We start from the raw sequence: 14,385 nt of genomic DNA on the forward strand, positions 1-14,385 counted from the left end.
ATGGGTTGGGACCTCCTCCTCACCGATTGCCGCGCCGCCACCATGGCGGAGGCGGAGGGCTATGGCGTAATCGAGGATGCGGCCATTGCCATCGAAGGCGACCGCATCGTCTGGATCGGCAAGCGCGCCGATCTGCCGAAGCAAGGCGCGAAGGAGACGGTCTCGCTCGGCGGCCGGTGGGTCACGCCTGGCCTGATCGACTGCCACACGCATCTGGTGTTCGGCGGCGAACGCGCCAGCGAGTTTGAGCAGCGCCTCAAAGGTGCCAGCTACGAGGAAATCGCCAAGGGCGGTGGCGGCATTGTGTCGACCGTACGTGCGACCCGTGCGGCCAGCGAGGCCGAGCTCTTGGTAGCGGCCAAGGCGCGCCTGGACACCTTGATGACGGAAGGCCTGACGACGATCGAAATAAAGTCCGGTTACGGCCTGAACGTCGAGAACGAGCGCAAGCAGTTGCGCGTGGCACGTGCTCTGGGTCCCGCATGTGCGGTGACGGTGAAGACCACGTGCCTGGCGGCCCATGCCTTGCCGCCCGAGTTCGCCGGCAAGCCCGACGCCTACATTGATCTGGTCTGTAACGAAATCCTGCCCGCGATTGCGGCCGATGATTTGGCCGACGCCGTGGATGCGTTCTCCGAGCGTATCGCGTTTACCGCCGAGCAGACGGCACGCGTGTTCGACAAGGCAAAGTCCCTGGGCCTGCCGGTGAAGCTCCACGCGGACCAGCTCTCCGACATGGGCGGTGCTGCCCTCGCGGCGCGCTATGGTGCCCTCTCCGCCGATCACATTGAATATAGTTCCGAGCAAGGTATCGCCGCGATGGGCGAGGCCGGAACCGTCGCCGTGGTGCTGCCCGGCGCATTCTTCTTTCTGCGAGAGAAACAGCTGCCGCCCCTCGATGCACTGCGCAAGCATGGCGTTCGCATCGCGATCTCGACGGACTGCAACCCTGGCAGTTCCCCCGCCCTCTCACTGCTGCTGATGATGAACATGGCCTGCACGCTGTTCCGCATGACGCCGGCAGAGACGTTGGCGGGTGTCACCAGGCACGCCGCCGCAGCGCTCGGTCTGGGCGCAACGCATGGACAGCTGCGCGCCGGCTATGTGGCCGATCTGGTCATCTGGAACATCGGCCAGCCCGCCGAGCTCAGCTATTGGCTTGGAGGCAATCCTTGCGCAGGTGTCATCCAAGCAGGCCGCTGGCGCAGCCGGAGCCTCGCGTCATGACGGGTCGCGTGCTTCATCCGGACAACTATCAGCGCATGCCATGGAAGAATGGCGGCGGCACCACGACCGAGATCTGGAAGGCCGCCTCGCCGGATGGCGAGATGTTGTGGCGGCTCAGCATCGCGGACGTCGCCAGCGATGGACCGTTCTCGGTGTTTCCCGGCATCGACCGCTGGATCATGGTGATCGAGGGCAAAGGCATGGAGCTCACCATCGACGGGCAAGTCCGTCAAATCGATGACCCATTCAAGCCTCTCGCCTTTTCCGGCGACGCCAAGGCCGATTGTCGCCTGGTCGAGGGGCCGATCCGTGATTTCAACCTGATGGTGGCGCGCAGCTATGGCAGTGGCGCGCTGCGAGTCTCGCACCTCGCGCCGGGCGCCTCTCAGCCCTTTGCGGAGAATGTTGCTGCGCTGCACGTGTTGCGCGGCCGGATCGAGCTGGAATCCGGCACTATCCACGCGCTGTCGGCCAGCGACAGCTGGATCGCCGGTACATACGGCGGCGTGACAGCGCGGGCCTTCGCGCCGACCATCCTGGCCGTCGTCGTAATCGAGCCACATCAGCAGGCGGCACTATGAGGATCGAGCATCCCTACGAGTTCATTCAAGGCCGCACGCCGCTGCTGATCTCCATGCCGCATCCGGGCCTGCTGCTCCCCGAAGAGGTCGCCGCGCTGTTGACGCCAGAAGCGCGCGCCCTGCCCGACGCAGATTGGCACATCCCTCAGCTCTACGGCTTCGCGGCGCATATGGGCGCGAGTCTCCTGATGGCACGCTACTCGCGCTTCGCCATCGATCTCAATCGACCGGAAGACGACGCGCCACTCTATCAGAGCGCTACGACCGGCCTCTTCCCCGAAACCTTGTTCGATGGCACGTCGATCTTCCTGCATGGAAAGATGCGCAGCGACGAGATGAAAGCCGCCTGCAAGGAGCGAATCTGGCGCCCCTATCACGGCAAGCTGATGGCCGAGTTGAACCGCATCAAAGGCGAGTTCGGCCACGCCGTGCTGCTGGATGCGCATTCAATCCGCGGCGAGATTCCGCGGCTGTTCGACGGGCTGCTGCCCGACCTCAACATCGGCACCAATGACGGCAAGAGCTGCGCGCCCTCGCTGGCCAGCGCGGTCGCCAAGGTGTGCGACGCACCCGGCTACCGGCACGTCGTCAACGGCCGCTTCAAAGGCGGCCACATCACGCGCCATTACGGTCAACCGGACTACAACGTCCACGCCGTGCAGCTGGAGCTGGCGCAACGCACCTACATGAACGAGCAGCCGCCGTTCGACTACCGACCCGACCTGGCGGAGAAGGTGCAACCCATCCTGCAGCGCATGGTGCAAACGATGATCGACTGGCGGCCCTAGATTCGCCACTGTACTCCCCCCTAAGCTATCAAGCGAACGACACTTGGGGTGCTGCTTAGCCGTGCGTGACTGGGAGTCTTTCCAGCGAAGGCTGGACGCAGCTCATGCGCTGCTTGCGCAAAAGGGACTAATACGGGGAAAGCGCAATTACTTCCTTACTCGTGTTCTGTGGTCGGTAGGTATCACTGTACGGCCTCCGCTCTTCGCTAGTTTTGGCGCCAACGCCTTGCTCCATGGGGCTCTGTACGCTCTCAGCTGGGGCACTGGGATGTGGATCTTGTCATGGCAGGACGATGGGCAGTCAGTAACGGCAGCGGTGCTGTGGTCCGGCATTTCCGGTCCGCTGTTCGGCGCGGCCTTGGCTGCCTACTACCGCAGGCTTGCAAGAAAGCACGATCTGCCGGATTGGGATGAGTTGCCCGACCTTGTCGACGTCTTTGACTAGGCCGCCATCAGCGCCGACATCGCTGCGCTGAACGCGTCATGCGCCGCTGCCTCGCCGGCATGGTATCTGTCCGTCACCACCCACTTGCCGCCGACCATCACGTCCTTCACCCAGCTGTCGTTGCCGCCGAACAGCCAGCGGCCGAGGAGCTTGGCTGGCGCGACGTTGGCCAGCATCGGGTGGTCGCCGTCCAGCACAACGAAATCCGCGCGCCTTCCCGCCGCGATCGCGCCGATGTGCTTGCGCACGGCCTGAGCGCCGCCATGCAACGCCGCGCTGTAGAGCGTATCGGCCACTTCCGGCCGGTCGCCGGCGCTCAGGCGATTGCGGCGCTTGTGACTCAGGCGCTGACCGTATTCCAGCCAACGCAGTTCCTCGAGCGCGCTCACCGACACGTGCGAATCAGAGCCGACGCCGAACGCGCCGTTCGCCGCCAGGAACTCCTGCGCCGGGAAAATGCCGTCGCCGAGATTGGCTTCAGTCGTCGGGCAGAGGCCCACCACCGCCTCGCTGTGGCCCATCATGTGCACTTCGTCGGGCGACACATGGGTCGCGTGGATCAGGCACCAGCGACCATCGATCTCGAACTTGTCATAGAGCCATTCGACCGGCCGCCGATTGGACCAGGCGCGGCAATCCTCAACCTCCTTCATCTGCTCGGCGATGTGGATGTGGATCGGCCGCTCGCCAGGACAGGCCGCGAGTACCGCCTTCATCTCCGCCTCGGTCGCCGCGCGCAGCGAGTGGAAGCAGAGGCCCCAATCAGCGTCGATCCGCTTACAGGCACGATCGACGCCATCGATCAGTTTCAGATAGTGTTCGACATCGTTCCTGAAGCGCAGCTGCTTGTCGGCCAGCGGCTGTCCGCCGAAACCGCCATGGGCGTAGAAGGTCGGCAGCAAAGTGAGCCCGATACCGGACGCTTCGGCCGCTGCCGCGATACGCTCCGCCATCTCCGCCAGATTGGCGTAGGGCACGCCACCCGGTTGATGATGCAGATAGTGGAACTCGGCCACCGACGTGTAGCCGCCTTTCAGCATCTCGATATAGAGATGCGTCGCGATCGCCTGCACCTGCTCCGGTGTCAGGCGGCCGACGAGGCGGTACATCAGCTCGCGCCAGGTCCAGAAGCTGTCCTGGGGATTGAGCGCCTCTTCAGCGAGGCCCGCCATCGCGCGCTGGAACGCATGCGAATGCAGGTTCGGCATGCCGGGCAGCAGCGGCCCGGCGATACGCTCATCGCCCGGTTGCGGTGCCGCTCCGCGCGACACGGCCTTGATCGCGCCGGCGGCGTCGATCTCGACCCGGACATCGGATTGCCAGCCATCGGCGAGCCAAGCGAGGGGCGCGTGGAGGACCTTCATGGGCGAATGGCTTCTTTGCAGTGTTGAATGGGGGCGGTACACTTGAGGTTACAAATCATGTCTGGCATAAGCCTGTCTAGACAGGAACGGACCCGAATCTGTTGAATACCGAACTCCTGCCCCGATATTCGCGCGTCAAGCGTATGATTACCGACCGCATTGATTCCGGCGAATGGCAGCCGCGTCACCGCATCCCCTCGGAATCGGAGCTGGTCCGCGACCTGGGCGTTAGCCGGATGACGATCAATCGCGCCCTGCGCGAGCTGACGCTCGATGGCCGGCTGATCCGGGTCCAGGGTGTCGGCACCTTCGTCGCCGAGCCAAAGCCGATCTCAGCGCTGTTCGAGGTACGCAACATCGCCGATGAGATCACCGGGCGCGGCCATCGCCATACTTCACAGGTGCTCACTCTCCGCAAGGAGAAGGCGAGCACCGATATCGCGCAAGCGCTCGGGCTGAAGACAGGTGAAGCGGTTTTCCATTCCGTGCATGTACACTCTGAAGATGACATGCCGGTGCAGATCGAGGATCGTTACGTCGTTCCGGCGCTGGCGCCGGAGTACCTGGACCAGGACTTCAGCGCCCAGACTCCCTACGTCTACCTGATGGCAACAGCGCCGATCTCCGAAGCGGAGCATGTGATCGACGCCGTGCATGCGACATCAGCCGAACGCAAGCTACTGAAGATCGAGCCCAACGAGCCGTGCCTCTCCCTCACCCGCACCACCTGGTCGAATGGTCGGCACGTGAGCTACGTGCGCCTGCTTTATCCTGGCGGCCGCTACCGCCTGCGCGGGAAGTTCAAGGCGCTCTAAGGTCCAACTCCCACGTCTGCCCGACCAAGTCGTGGCCGAAGCTGTGGTGCCGTTCCTCTGCGACGAGTTTAAAGCCGCATTGCTTGTAGATATGGCCCGCTGTGACCAGGATGTCGTTGGTCCAGAGCGTGATCTTCTTGTAGCCGCGGTCGCGCGCGAAGCGGATGCACTCCTCGACCAAGCGCTTGCCGATACCGAGGCCGCGCGCCTTCGGATCGACCAGCAGCATGCGCAGCTTCGCGATCTCGTCTGACTGCCGAACCAGGAACACACAGCCGACATTCTCGCTGTTCTTCTCGGCGATCCAGGCGCGTTCCTTCTTTGGATCGAACTCCTTCAGGAACTTCGCGCCGATTTCAGCCGCCAGCGCCTCGAAGCTCTCATCGAAGCCGTATTCGCGCGCGTAGAGTTCGCCGTGCTTCTGCACCGCCCAGCCGATGTCGCCCGGCTGATGCGGCCGCAAGATATAGGACGCACCGCGCTCCGGCTCGGCGGAGAGCAACGTCTCAATCTCGCTCATCGCACTAACCAGGCGCTGCTGCTGCCGCGCGGTGAGGGTGCCCAGCATCTGCACCATGTCGTTGCGCGAGCGCGCGTTGAGCTCCGCAAAGCGCATCTGTCCGAGTTCGGTCAGGCTGAGCAGATATTGCCGCGCATCCACGTCGGAAGCTTGGCGCTGCACGAGCCCACGTTCCTGGAAATTCTTCAGGACGCGGCTGAGATAGCCGGGATCGAGACCCAGATATTTGGCCAGATCGGACGCCGTCGCGGCCTCGCGATGGGCCAGTTCGTAGATGATCCGCGCCTCGGTCAGCGAGAATTCGCTGCCGTTGTAGCCTTCATGGAGGACGCCGACCTGGCGCGTGTAGAAACGCGAGAACCGGCGCACGGCTTCGACACACAGTGCCTGTTGCTCCATCTCTGCCTCTCCGGGAACCTATATAGTTGCCAGAGATAACAGATTTAGTTGCTTTTAGCAACTATCTGAGCAGCGCCTCGATCTCGCTTAGCCAGTCCGGCTCGAGCATCCTGGCCTCGATCAGCGCGATGTCCGGGCTCAGATACCGATCCTGCTCCATGGAGGGGATCTCGCCGCGTAGCCGGCGGTACGCCCCACCAGTCCCCTCGCCCAGCGCAAGCCTGGGCAGGAACTCGATCGCCTGCGTGGCGCACAGATATTCGATCGCCAGGATGCGCCTGGTGTTGTCGATCACCTTCAGCGCCTTGAGCGCCCCCGGAGTGCCCAGGCTGATGTGGTCCTCCTGCTGGGCGGAGGTGACGTAGTTGTCGGCAACCGCCGGCTGGCTGAGGCGCTTGTTCTCCGCCGCCAACGACGCCGCGACATACTGCACGATCATCAAGCCGGAATTGACGCCGGGCTGCTTCACGAGGAAGGCCGGCAGGCCGCTGGTCGCGGGATTGAGCAAGCGGTCGATGCGCCGCTCCGCGATCGAGCCAAGCTCCGCCACCGCCAGCGCCATCAGATCGACGGCCATCGCCACCGATTGGCCGTGCGGATGGGCATTGGAGATCACGCGATAGGAATCCGGCGTGCCGATCACCAGCGGGTTGTCGGTGGCCGACTTGAGTTCGACCACGATCTGCCGGCGCGCATGCTCCAGCTGGTCGCGCGTGGCGCCGTGCACCTGCGGGATTGAGCGGAGAGACAGCGCATCCTGCGTGCGATGGCCGCGAAAATGCGCCATCACCTCGCTGCCCTTGAGCAGGCCGCGCAGACGCCTACCGACCGCGACCACGCCGGCGTGCGGCTTCAGCGCCAGCACCTCTTCGTCGAATGCGTCGGTCTGCCCCTTCAAGGCTTCGAAGGACAGAGCCGCAATGATGTCGGCCCAATCGGCGAGACGCGCCGCTTCGACGACGCCCAGGCATGACAAGCCGGCGAGGCAGCGCGTGCCATTGACCAGGCACAGCCCATCTTTCGGCCCGACGTCGATGTGCTGCAATCCGGCGGCAACGATCGCTTCGCGCGCCGGCATGCGGCCGCCGCCGTACTCCACATCGCCGATGCCGAGCAGCGCCAGGCCGATATGCGCGCCGTGCACGATGTAGCCGACCGAGCCCTGGCTTGGCACGACCGGATTGATGCCGTGATTAAGGAAGGCGACAAGCTGGTCCACGACCGCCGGGCTCACGCCCGAATGGCCGTGGCACATATCATTGACCAACGCGACCATGATGGACCGCATCTCGGCCGGATGGAGCGGCTCACCGACGCCGCAGGCGTGGCTCAACAACGTGTTGCGCGAGATCTGCGCCAGTTCGTCCGGCGCGAGCTTCACATCGCTCAGCGCGCCGAGGCCGGTGGTGATGCCGTAGGCGCGCTCGCCGCTTGCCAGGATGCGCTCGACGATGGCGCGTCCATTCTCCAGCTTGGCGTGTGCGGCGGGGCCGAGCGTGAGGCGCGCGCGGCCGTGGGAGATCGCGGCGATCTCCTCGCAAGTCAGCGGTGCTGCATCGCGTAGAATGAGCGGCTGCCCAAGCCCTCGAGCCGACATTGATGCCTTCCTACTTGTATAGACAGGTACGTATGTGCCTTACGGCAAGCGCCCAATCCCGTCAAAGAAAAAGGGCCGATCCTTGCGGGACCGACCCTTGAGAAATTCGAATGACGTCTAGGATCAGAACAGGCCCTCGACATCGCCCTTGGCGTTCAGCTTGATGTTATTGGCCGATGGAACGCGCGGCAGGCCGGGCATGGTCATGATCTCGCCGCAGATGACGACGATGAACTCGGCGCCGGCCGACAACCGCACCTCCCGGACCGGCACCACGTGGTTGCTGGGCGCGCCCTTCAGGTTCGGATCGGTCGAGAAGCTGTACTGGGTCTTCGCCATGCAGACCGGGTAATTGCCGAAGCCCATCTTCTCCAGGTCGTGGAAGCGGTCGCGCACCACCTTGTCGGCGATGATGCCCTGGGCGCCATAAAGGCTCTGGGCGATCGTGCGCACCTTGTCCCACAGTGGCATGTTGTCCGGGTAGAGATAGGTGAAATTGCTCTTCTGCTCGGTCATGCGCACGACAGTGTGGGCGAGTTTTTCGATGCCCGCCGAGCCATAGGCCCAGTGGTTGCACTCGATCGCCTCGACGCCGAGCTCGGCGCAGGTCTGCCGGACCGTATCGAGCTCGGCATCGGTATCGGCCACGAACCGATTGATCGCCACCACCGGCGGCACGCCGAACTTCTTCACGTTCTCGATATGGCGCGCCAGGTTGGCGGCACCCTTCTTCAGCGCCTCGATGTTCTCCTTGCCGAGATCTTCCTTGGCGACGCCGCCGTGCATCTTCAACGCTCGGATCGTGCCGACGATGACCGCGGCCGCGGGCTTCAGGCCGGCCTTGCGGCACTTGATGTCGAAGAACTTCTCGGCACCCAGGTCGGCGCCGAAGCCGGCCTCCGTCACCACGTAGTCCGCCATCTTCAGCGCGGTCGTGGTCGCGATCACCGAGTTGCAGCCATGGGCGATGTTGGCGAACGGACCGCCATGGATGAAGGCGGGATTGTTCTCCAGCGTCTGTACCAGGTTCGGCGCAATGGCGTCCTTCAGCAGGACTGTCATCGGGCCTTCGGCCTTCAGATCGCGCGCGTAGATCGGCTTCTTCTCGCGCGTGTAGCCCACAATGATGTTGCCGAGGCGCTGCGTCAGATCCTTCAGATCGCGCGCCAGGCAGAAGATCGCCATCACTTCGGACGCGACGGTGATGTCGAAGCCGTCCTCGCGCGGGAAGCCGTTTGGCGTGCCGCCCAGCGAGTTCACGATCGAGCGCAGCGCGCGATCGTTCATGTCCATCACGCGGCGCCATGCGACACGGCGCGTGTCGAAGGCGAGATCGTTGCCCCAGTAGATGTGGTTGTCGATGAGCGCGGCGAGCAGATTGTGCGCCGTCGAGATGGCGTGGAAATCGCCGGTGAAATGCAGGTTGATGTCTTCCATCGGCACGACCTGCGCGTAGCCGCCGCCGGCAGCACCGCCCTTCACGCCGAAGCAGGGACCAAGGCTCGGCTCACGCAGGCAGATGATCGCCTTCTTGCCGATGCGGTTGAGGCCGTCACCGAGGCCGACGGTCGTGGTGGTCTTGCCTTCGCCAGCCGGCGTCGGGCTGATCGCGGTGACGAGGATCAGCTTGCCGTCCGGCTTGTCCTTCAAGGATTCAACGAACTTCATCGAGATCTTGGCCTTGGTATGGCCGTAGGGCAGCAGATGCTCGTCCGGAATGCCGAGCTTGTTCGCGACCTCGCGGATCGGCCTCATGGTCGCGTCGCGCGCGATTTCGATATCGCTGCCCACTTTCTTGTTCATGGACCCGTTACTCCTGCAGATCTAATGGTTCCCCCGGGGCGCCACCTTGAAGCGCCTCGAAAAATTCGCTGAAGCCTATGGAGATTCCCCCACCGTCGAAAGTCTGAACGCGACGGTTCTTGTCGAGATTCCGTTGTTCAAACGTCGGATTTCATTGGGCTTTTGTGCCGTGCCAACGGCCTGCCAACCCCGAAAACTCCAATCAAATCAAAGTAAAAGCCGGTGTTTTCTTTATCTCTGATTCATGGCCCGTCAATAGACTGTCAAGGTCCCAGCCGGGTGAATGCCCCGTCCCCCATCGATGCCCGGCTAGCCGGGCCGCTGTCGCAAGGCAGCGGCCCGTTTTACTAGACGGTCGTGCGATAGATGGCATCGTCGCCGAAGTAGTGCAGATGTTTTCCGCGGCCGAGCAAGCGGTGCGTCGGAAGGCGTGATGTATTCGGCAGTATTAGGCCCACTGGCTGCACGTCCTTTAATGCGTCGCCGTCAAGCAGACCAACATAGCCGGTGCCTGGCGGGTCATCGTACTGGCCCGATAGCAGCACCTTTGATCCGCTGACGGCAAGGTGACGGCACCCGCGCAGCTCGGTCCTCCAGCTGGTCACGCGGAAATCGCCTGACACGCGGCAAATAGGAAACTCGGTATAGTAGTACGCAAATGCCTCCGATCCGGAGACGTTCAGCGCGTAGCAATCCTCAACCTTACCCTCAAACTCCCATACCTTTTCGCCGCTTTCGGAAAAGCAGGCTAGACCGGCCGCGCCAATCGGAAGAGGCCCGGGATTGCCCCAGCCGAAGTTCCCGAAGATGCCTTCATCGAAATACGAAACCCAGATCAAGCCACGTCGATCGACGTGGAGCTGGACGATGCCGTCGCCTAGTAGAATCCTTGTGCAACCGCCGGTCACGGGATCGTAGACGGTCTCGTTCAGGTCGAACTCGCCCTCTTCATACCAGGCGCACCGCGCGCCAGCGACGAGCACTTTGCCGTCTGGGAAAACGTCGATCAGAGGGAAGGTAATGTCGAGCGGCGGGAGATCGGTGACGAAGCACCCACCCTCCTCCATCCTGAGCAGCCGAAACCGCATCGGCAGGTCCATCCTGGTCCGCGCGAAGCGCGCACCGCCCCGGCTTTCCATACCGCGCACGGCTTCCGTTCCCGCAGCCTCGACGAACAGGAATAGCAAGCTGCCGTCATCCGCCACGGATTGGGTGACAAGAGAGTATTCCTCCGGAAAGGCTGGAATATCAGCAATCTTGATGAAAGGAATGGAATCCATAGCCCTGGCTAAAGCAATCTCTTCTTCGCGAAGGCTCTTCCAGAATGTGACTTCAGGTACTTCTCGAAAGCCAGTGCTCTGTACTTGTCTGGAAAGCCGCAGTACCAGATTAGCTTCCAGGGCGTGTACTTCGACGTATGCGCCGATTTCCGTGCATTGTGATCAGCAATGCGCTGCTTGAGATCTTCGCTGGCACCGACATATTCCTGGTCAGGATGGGCCACGCTGCGGATGATGTAGACGTACCAGATTGCCCTTTCCCTCCAGTCCGTCTTCGCTTGCGCTTCGCTCCAGCTATGCCGGACACGCTTCGCCCTGTCGGTCTCTCGTGGCTGTGCCACGCGTAGCCCGATAGGGCGAAGCGTGGTGGGCGATGACGGACTCGAACCGCCGACATCTTCCGTGTAAAGGAAGCGCTCTACCAACTGAGCTAATCGCCCTACCCAGTTTGGTTTAGAGAATCAGTGCTGCCGACACAAGTGCTTGCCTCGGCCGGGCCAATCTAGTGCCGGCACAATGGAAGCCACACCATAGGTGATGAGAAGCTGACGCTTCCCTTCAGATGACCGCAGCTAAAATGAAACCGGCCGCTTGATCAGAGCGGCCGGTTCTTCATCGCACCGAAGTGCGGAATCAACCTGCCTTCAGTTGACCGCGTCCTTGAGGCCCTTGCCGGCTTTGAACTTCGGCAGCTTGGATGCGGGGATCTGGATCTCTTCACCAGTGCGGGGATTGCGCCCCTTCGACTTCGCGCGCTTCGCGACGCTGAAGGTACCGAATCCGACCAGGCGCACCTCGTTGTTCTTCTTCAGCGCCTTCGTGATCGCGTCGAACACGGCATCGACGGCGCGGGCTGCGTCTGATTTGGAAAGGCCGGTATCGTCGGCCACTTCCGCAATCAAATCGTTCTTGTTCACTGGGTACCCCCCCTTGCTCTTTAGACCGGATAGATTGATTTGGCTGGATTGGTTCTGCTAGGCCCTGAACGCGAGATTTTAGAGCCCGGTTTTCGAAACAGTCAATGCGAGAACCGCGATTATCCCCAGGATAATCGCGGCTCTCAGCCTGTTTGTCAGATGTTTGTTAGAAGCGGAAAATGCTGTGCGATCAGTGCGTCACAATGCCGACGTCCTCATCGCCCGGCTTCTCGGTACCGACAGGTGTGCCTGGTTCCGCCGGTTCGATCCACTCGATCGGAGTAAGCGGACTGGCGAGCGCGTTCTTCAGCACTTCATCGACAGTCGCTACCGGCACGATCTCCAGACCACGCTTCACGTTGTCCGGAATGTCGGCCAAGTCCTTCTCATTCTCGGATGGAATGAGAACGGTCTTGATGCCCGCGCGCAGCGCGGCCAACAGCTTCTCCTTCAAGCCGCCGATCGGCAACACGCGACCGCGCAGCGTGACCTCGCCCGTCATCGCAACATCGCGCCGCGCCGGAATAGCGGTAAGCACCGACACGATCGTCGTCACCATCGCAACACCGGCGGAGGGTCCATCCTTCGGCGTCGCGCCTTCCGGCACGTGCACGTGGATGTCTTTGCGATTGAACAAGGTCGGCTTGATGCCGAACTCGGCCGCGCGCGACTTGACGAAGGATTCTGCGGCCTGGACCGACTCCTTCATCACATCGCCGAGCTTGCCGGTCGCGATCACCTTGCCTTTGCCGGGCACCGTGACGGCCTCGATGGTCAGGATGTCGCCGCCCACTTCGGTCCAGGCAAGACCGGTGACGACGCCCACCATGTCCTTCGCCTCCGCCTCGCCATAGCGGAATTTCCGGACACCCGCGAATTTCGCCACGTTACGGCGGCTGATCGAGACCTTCTTGAGATTCTTCATCAGAATCTCTTTGATCGACTTGCGCGCCAGATTGGCGATCTCGCGCTCCAGGTTGCGGACACCCGCCTCGCGCGTGTAGTAGCGCACCAGATCGCGGACCGCGTCTTCCGACAACGTCCATTCCGCCTTCTTCAGGCCATGATCCTTCATCTGCTTGGGGATCAGGTGGCGGAACGCGATCTCCACCTTCTCATCCTCGGTGTAGCCGGGGATGCGTATGACCTCCATGCGGTCCATCAGCGGCTGCGGCATGCGCAGCGTATTGGCGGTCGTGATGAACATCACGTCCGACAGGTCGTAGTCGACCTCCAGGTAATGGTCGTTGAAGTTGACGTTCTGCTCGGGGTCCAGAACCTCTAGCAGCGCCGATGACGGGTCGCCGCGCCAGTCTTGCCCCAGCTTGTCGATCTCGTCGAGCAGGAACAGCGGGTTCGACGACTTTGCCTTCTTCATTGCCTGGATAATCTTGCCGGGCATTGAGCCGATATAGGTCCGGCGATGGCCGCGGATCTCCGCTTCGTCGCGCACGCCGCCGAGGGAGATGCGGATGAAGTTACGGCCCGTCGCCCGCGCGACCGACTTGCCGAGCGAGGTCTTGCCGACGCCCGGGGGACCGACGAGGCACAGGATCGGACCCTTGATCTTCTTCTGGCGCTGCTGCACCGCGAGGTACTCGAGGATGCGCTCCTTGACCTTCTCGAGACCATAATGGTCGTCGTTCAGGACCTTTTCGGCGAGCCTGATGTCCTTCTTGATCTTGGTCGGCTTGTTCCACGGAATCGACAACAGCCAGTCGAGGTAGTTGCGCACGACCGTGGCTTCTGCCGACATCGGGCTCATGGTGCGCAGCTTCTTGACCTCTGCGCCGGCTTTCTCACGCGCTTCCTTCGAGAGCTTGGTCTTCTTGATGCGCTCCTCGAGCTCGGCCAGCTCGTCGCGACCGTCCTCGGATTCGCCCAGCTCCTTCTGGATCGCCTTCATCTGTTCGTTCAGGTAGTACTCGCGCTGCGTCTTCTCCATCTGACGCTTCACGCGCGAGCGGATGCGCTTCTCTACCTGCAGGACGCCGATCTCGCCCTCCATGAAGGAGAACACCTTCTCCAGACGCGCCGACACTGACGCGATCTCGAGCAGCTCCTGCTTGTCGGCGATCTTCAGCGTCAGATGCGAGGCCACCGTGTCGGCCAGCTTCGAGGGATCATCGATCTGGTTGACCGAGACCAGCACCTCCGGCGGAATCTTCTTGTTGAGCTTAATGTACTGCTCGAACTGCGTGATCACGGAGCGGGCGAGCGCCTCGACCTCCTTGCCCTCATTATCGCTCTCCGCCATCTCGTCGGCGCGAGCGACGAAGAAGGGATCGATCTCCGGGAACTCGGCAATCTTCGCGCGCATGCCGCCTTCAACCAGCACCTTCACGGTGCCGTCGGGCAGCTTCAGCAGTTGCAGGACGGTGCCGACCGTGCCGACGCTGTACATATCTGCCGGGCCGGGATCGTCCTGGGCAGCGTTGCGCTGGGTGACAAGGAGAATCTGCTTGTCCTCCTTCATCACGTCTTCGAGAGCGCGCACCGACTTTTCGCGCCCGACGAACAGCGGCACGATCATGTGGGGGAAGACCACAATGTCCCGCAGCGGGAGGACCGGATACTTCTGTAGGACGGGATTTTCTTGCGTCATCGCAATGCAGACTCCAACAATTCAACAGGCAGACTAACCCCGCC

General features: G+C 62.4%; 13 protein-coding genes and 1 tRNA gene. 5 read left to right on the forward strand and 9 right to left on the reverse strand.

Annotated elements, in window-relative coordinates; all coding sequences use genetic code 11:
- The 4 genes from hutI (at nucleotide 1) to DTX69_RS30760 (ending at nucleotide 3,041) form a co-directional block, all read left to right on the forward strand.
- Nucleotides 1-1,227, forward strand: a complete 1,227-nt coding sequence (gene hutI, locus DTX69_RS19460) for an imidazolonepropionase (RefSeq protein ID WP_119303219.1) — start codon at nucleotides 1-3, stop codon at nucleotides 1,225-1,227.
- Nucleotides 1,224-1,808, forward strand: a complete 585-nt coding sequence (locus DTX69_RS19465) for a HutD/Ves family protein (RefSeq protein WP_119303220.1) — start codon at nucleotides 1,224-1,226, stop codon at nucleotides 1,806-1,808. Before hutI ends, DTX69_RS19465 begins: the two co-directional genes overlap by 4 nt.
- Nucleotides 1,805-2,596: an N-formylglutamate deformylase gene (hutG, locus tag DTX69_RS19470; RefSeq protein WP_119303221.1), complete on the forward strand. Its 792-nt coding sequence runs from the start codon at nucleotides 1,805-1,807 to the stop codon at nucleotides 2,594-2,596. Before DTX69_RS19465 ends, hutG begins: the two co-directional genes overlap by 4 nt.
- A 61-nt stretch (nucleotides 2,597-2,657) precedes the next feature.
- Nucleotides 2,658-3,041 (forward strand): DUF6404 family protein, encoded by a 384-nt coding sequence (locus DTX69_RS30760; RefSeq protein ID WP_119303222.1) that lies wholly within the window; start codon nucleotides 2,658-2,660, stop codon nucleotides 3,039-3,041.
- Here DTX69_RS30760 and DTX69_RS19480 read toward each other — a convergent pair.
- A complete protein-coding gene (locus DTX69_RS19480) occupies nucleotides 3,038-4,405 on the reverse strand; it encodes a formimidoylglutamate deiminase (RefSeq protein ID WP_119303223.1) in 1,368 nt (455 codons plus the stop codon). The two genes, DTX69_RS30760 and DTX69_RS19480, sit on opposite strands and share 4 nt — an antisense overlap.
- Nucleotides 4,406-4,506: 101 nt before the next feature.
- Between DTX69_RS19480 and hutC the strand changes: the two genes are divergently transcribed.
- Nucleotides 4,507-5,220 carry a histidine utilization repressor gene (hutC, locus tag DTX69_RS19485; RefSeq protein WP_284735924.1) on the forward strand — a complete coding sequence of 238 codons (714 nt, stop codon included), beginning with the start codon at nucleotides 4,507-4,509 and terminating at the stop codon, nucleotides 5,218-5,220.
- On the opposite strand, the gene DTX69_RS19490 is transcribed toward hutC, so the two are convergent.
- The 8 genes from DTX69_RS19490 to lon all read right to left on the reverse strand — a co-directional run bounded on the left by DTX69_RS19490 (nucleotide 5,207) and on the right by lon (nucleotide 14,341).
- Nucleotides 5,207-6,139 carry a bifunctional helix-turn-helix transcriptional regulator/GNAT family N-acetyltransferase gene (locus DTX69_RS19490; RefSeq protein WP_119303225.1) on the reverse strand — a complete coding sequence of 311 codons (933 nt, stop codon included), beginning with the start codon at nucleotides 6,137-6,139 and terminating at the stop codon, nucleotides 5,207-5,209. The two genes, hutC and DTX69_RS19490, sit on opposite strands and share 14 nt — an antisense overlap.
- Before the next feature lie 61 nt (nucleotides 6,140-6,200).
- Nucleotides 6,201-7,736 (reverse strand): HAL/PAL/TAL family ammonia-lyase, encoded by a 1,536-nt coding sequence (locus tag DTX69_RS19495; protein ID WP_119303226.1) that lies wholly within the window; start codon nucleotides 7,734-7,736, stop codon nucleotides 6,201-6,203.
- Between the two features lie 123 nt (nucleotides 7,737-7,859).
- The gene (locus DTX69_RS19500) at nucleotides 7,860-9,539 is read right to left on the reverse strand and encodes a formate--tetrahydrofolate ligase (protein ID WP_119303227.1); all 1,680 of its coding nucleotides are present in this window, start codon (nucleotides 9,537-9,539) and stop codon (nucleotides 7,860-7,862) included.
- Nucleotides 9,540-9,886: 347 nt separating this feature from the next.
- Entirely contained in the window at nucleotides 9,887-10,819 is a 933-nt protein-coding gene (locus tag DTX69_RS19505) for a hypothetical protein (RefSeq protein ID WP_284735925.1), read from the reverse strand.
- An 8-nt stretch (nucleotides 10,820-10,827) separates the two neighbouring features.
- Nucleotides 10,828-11,160, reverse strand: a complete 333-nt coding sequence (locus DTX69_RS19510; RefSeq protein WP_162917366.1) for a GIY-YIG nuclease family protein — start codon at nucleotides 11,158-11,160, stop codon at nucleotides 10,828-10,830.
- A gap of 23 nt (nucleotides 11,161-11,183) precedes the next feature.
- Nucleotides 11,184-11,259 (reverse strand) — tRNA-Val (locus DTX69_RS19515).
- Between the two features lie 204 nt (nucleotides 11,260-11,463).
- Nucleotides 11,464-11,736 carry an HU family DNA-binding protein gene (locus DTX69_RS19520; protein WP_119277421.1) on the reverse strand — a complete coding sequence of 91 codons (273 nt, stop codon included), beginning with the start codon at nucleotides 11,734-11,736 and terminating at the stop codon, nucleotides 11,464-11,466.
- Nucleotides 11,737-11,926: 190 nt separating this feature from the next.
- Nucleotides 11,927-14,341, reverse strand: coding sequence for an endopeptidase La (lon, locus tag DTX69_RS19525; RefSeq protein WP_119303229.1), 2,415 nt, complete (start codon nucleotides 14,339-14,341; stop codon nucleotides 11,927-11,929).
- Nucleotides 14,342-14,385: the final 44 nt, after the last annotated feature.

The sequence above is a fragment of the Dongia deserti genome (assembly GCF_003574735.1).
Classification (GTDB): Bacteria; Pseudomonadota; Alphaproteobacteria; order Dongiales; family Dongiaceae; genus Dongia_A; species Dongia_A deserti.